The following is a 3,798-nucleotide window of genomic DNA, read 5'->3' as shown; positions in this document are numbered from 1 at the left end:
CTCGGTCAGCGCCGCCCGGGGCACCGCGTCATCGCCCTCGTTGCCGCCGCCCTCGTCGCCCCGGTTGGCGCCGCCGAGCCTGCGCAGCAACGCGTGGAAGTCGGCCTCCCTGCTGGCGGTGCTGGCGTGCATCCGGCCGAGGGACCGGGCCCAGGACAACAGCGCCGTCTCGGCCGCGCGGGAGTCCGAGCCGCACAGCTTGTCCTCGAGGGTGGGTGTCTTGCCCAGGTCGTCGATCACCAGCACGCGCCGCTCGGCGTCGTGCGCGAGCAGCTCGGGGCACACCCGCTCCTCAGGGGGAAGCGCGGTGAACAGCTGATAACTGGCCGCCTCCCGGGCGAACGAGTCCTGGGCGTCGTCGTCCGCTGGCTCCGGGTAGTGCTTGACCACCAGGGTGCGGGGCAGCGCGAACGCCGAGGAGGCCACCCTCGCGCGGACCACCGTGGCTGGACCGCTGCCCGCGAGGTCCTCGGGGTCGGCCAGCGGGATGGAGCTGCCGAACCGCGCCGCGAGAACGGACTCGGCTGTCGCCACCGCGACCTCGACCGGGGACTGTTCCTCTCCTGATCCGACTGTGGAAGACCCGACCGTCGAGTCGTCGGTGGAGGAGGCATCCAGAATCATCGTCTACGACCCTACTAGGCGGAAAGCGGCGCCCACCACAATCGACGACACGCCCAGGCACGGGACCGGGGCGCGGGCCGAGTGCGGTGAAGCACCGGGAGACGACCTGCTCAGCCGGACTGGCGCTGATCCGGTGTTGTGTCCACGCCTGCCTCCTTGCGCTGCTGCGCGGTGATCGGCGCGGGCGCACCGGTCAGCGGGTCGAAACCGCCCCCGGACTTGGGGAACGCGATGACCTCGCGCAGCGAGTCGGCCCCGGCGAGCAGCATGACGATCCGGTCCCAGCCGAAGGCGATACCCCCGTGCGGCGGTGGGCCGTACCGCAGAGCGTCGAGCAGGAACCCGAACTTCTCCTGCGCCTCGTCCTCCGGGATGCCCATCACCTCGAACACGCGCTTCTGCACGTCCGGGCGGTGGATACGGATGGACCCGCCGCCGATCTCGTTGCCGTTGCAGACGATGTCGTAGGCGTAGGCCAAGGCGTTGCCCGGGTCGGCGTCGAACTTGTCGATCCACTCCGGGGTCGGTGAGGTGAAGGCGTGGTGCAGCGCCGTCCACTGCCCCGAGCCGACGGTGACGTCCTCGGTGTCCTCGGCGGCCTCGAACAGGGGAGCGTCGACCACCCAGACGAACGACCAGGCGTTCTCGTCGATCATGCCGAGCCGCTCGGCGATCTCCACCCGGGCGGCGCCGAGCAGGTGCCGGGCGTCGGCGGGCTTGCCCGCGGCGAAGAAGACGCAGTCGCCGGGCGTCGCGCCCACCGCGTCGGCCAGGCCCGCGCGCTCGTCCTCGGAAAGGTTCTTCGCGACCGGGCCGCCGAGCGTGCCGTCCTCGCCGACCAGGACGTAGGCCAGTCCCTTGTGCCCGCGCTGCTTGGCCCACTCCTGCCAGGCGTCGAGCTGGCGCCGGGGCTGGTCGGCACCACCGGGCATCACGACCGCGCCGACGTAGGGCGCCTGGAACACGCGGAACGGCGTGTCGGCGAAGTAGTCGGTCAGCTCGGTGAGTTCGAGACCGAAGCGCAGGTCGGGCTTGTCCGTGCCGTACTTCGCCATGGCCTCGGCGTAGCTGATGCGCGGCATCGGCGTCGGCACGTCGACGTCGACGAGCTTCCACAGCGCCGCGAGGATGCGCTCGGCGAGCGAGATCACGTCGTCCTGGTCGACGAAGCTCATCTCGACGTCGAGCTGGGTGAACTCCGGCTGCCGGTCGGCGCGGAAGTCCTCGTCGCGGTAGCAGCGCGCGATCTGGAAGTAGCGTTCGAGCCCGCCGACCATGAGCAGTTGCTTGAACAGTTGCGGCGACTGCGGCAGGGCGTACCACGATCCCGGGCGCAGCCGCGCGGGCACGAGGAAGTCGCGCGCGCCCTCGGGCGTGGACCGGGTCATCGTGGGCGTCTCGACCTCGACGAAGTCCTGTGCGTGCAGCACCTCGCGGGCGACCCGGTTGACCTCGCTGCGCAGCCGCATCGCCCGCGCCGGGCCCGCGCGGCGCAGATCGAGGTAGCGGTAGCGCAGCCGGGCCTCCTCGCCGACCTCGAGCCGCTCGTCGAGCGGGAACGGCAGCACGGCCGACTCGGACAGCACCTCGAGCTCGGTGACGAGCACCTCGATCGTGCCGGTGGGGATCTCGGGGTTCTCGTTGCCCTCGGGCCGGTGGGCGATCTCGCCCACCACGCGCACGCAGTACTCGGCGCGCAACGCGTGGGCGCGCTCGGCCATCTCGCCCTCGCGGAAGACCACCTGGGCCACGCCGCTGGCGTCGCGCAGGTCGATGAAGATCACCCCGCCGTGGTCGCGCCGCCGGGCCACCCAGCCGGTGAGGGTGACGGTCTGGCCAACGTGCTCGGCACGGAGTGTGCCGGCGTCATGCGTGCGAAGCACCCGCGGAGTCCTTCCGGTGAGGTCTGTGGTCTGTGCGCCGTCCGTGGCCCGAACACCGTGCCCGGTGCGGACACCGTGTCGCGTGCGGACGTCGGTCGCGGTCCGGGCGGGCCACCGACAGCACAGGTTAACGAACACGGCGCGTCCGGCCGCCACCAGGTTTCCCCGAACGGGGTAGGCCATGCACGCCTGTGGCGGGCCCGGAACGCACGGCCGGAAACTCGTCAGAAACCGGCCGACAACGCCGTGGACGTGCTGTTCGCCGCCGAGCGCACCGCCTGGGAGAGGCGGTCCACGTCGAGCGCCTGGGTGCGGCCGGTGACCGACACCGCCGCGATGACACGCCCTCCGGCCCCGAGCACCGGCGCGGCCACGGCCGACACACCGTGTTCGGCTTCCTCCCAGGTCACGGCCACACCGCGTTCCATGGTCCGTTCGAGGTCGCGGTGCAGCAGGCCCGGCAGCACGATCGTGCGCGGGGTCAGCCGGGGCAGGCCCGCCTCCACGACGCGGCGCAAGCGCTCCTGCCCGCCCCAGGCGAGGAACACCTTGCCGGTGGCGGTGCAGTGCGAGGGCAGCCTGCCACCGACCCGCGAGCGGATCGCCGTGGCCTGACTGCCGGTGACCTTCTCCACGAAGAGCGTGTAGACGCTGTCCGGCACGGCCAGGTGCACGTTCTCCCTGCTGACCTGGTGGAGGTGTTCGAGCTGCGGCAGCGCCGCCTCCCGCAGCAGCCGGTGGCGGGGCACGAGTTGCCCGAGCCGGAACAGCTTCGTGGCCAGCCGGTAGTGACCCGCTCCGGAACGTTCGACGGCACCCCAGTCCACCAGGTCGCCGAGCAACCGGTGCACCGTGGGCTTCGGCAGCCCGGTCCGCGCGGCGAGCTCGGCCAGGCTCAGCTCGGGCTCGCCGGAGGTGAAGGCGTCCAGCACCGACAGCCCCCGAGCCAACACAGACCGGCTGCGCCCACCGGCACCGCGCTCGTTGTCCGCACCCACGGGCGTTGATGGTACGAGGTTCGGCGGGGTTCTCGGGGCCGCTCCCTCGCATCGGTAGCCGGCGAACACCCGGGCACACCGCGCGCGGCGGAGGCCGCACCCGGGGCGCGGGCCACCGCACGGCGGTCCGGTTACACGCCCGGAACCCGGGCGGCGAGCACCGCCGACCGCCCGGATCGCACCGCCTCCAGCGCGTCGGCCAGCGCCTCCGGCAACTCGGAGGCTCGTTCCACGGTGCGGCCCCACGCGTGTCCCGACGCCGAGGCGATGCCGGGCAGATCGGGGCGCGGGGT

Annotated in this window: 2 protein-coding genes and 1 pseudogene; all 3 read right to left on the bottom strand. The window is 72.4% G+C overall.

What is annotated here, in order from left to right:
- A pseudogene (locus SACSA_RS0111220) lies at positions 1-624 on the bottom strand (phosphotransferase); the annotation flags it as partial.
- 110 nt (positions 625-734) lie between these two features.
- Entirely contained in the window at positions 735-2,507 is a 1,773-nt protein-coding gene (gene aspS, locus SACSA_RS0111215) for an aspartate--tRNA ligase (RefSeq protein ID WP_019815934.1), read from the bottom strand.
- 224 nt (positions 2,508-2,731) lie between these two features.
- Positions 2,732-3,505, bottom strand: a complete 774-nt coding sequence (locus tag SACSA_RS0111210; protein ID WP_019815932.1) for an IclR family transcriptional regulator — start codon at positions 3,503-3,505, stop codon at positions 2,732-2,734.
- Positions 3,506-3,798: the final 293 nt, after the last annotated feature.

The sequence above is a fragment of the Saccharomonospora saliphila YIM 90502 genome, from assembly GCF_000383795.1.
GTDB classification, from domain to species: Bacteria; Actinomycetota; Actinomycetes; order Mycobacteriales; family Pseudonocardiaceae; genus Saccharomonospora; species Saccharomonospora saliphila.
The sequence above is the reverse complement of the archived record's forward strand: the minus strand, read 5'-3'. Positions and strand labels throughout refer to the sequence as shown.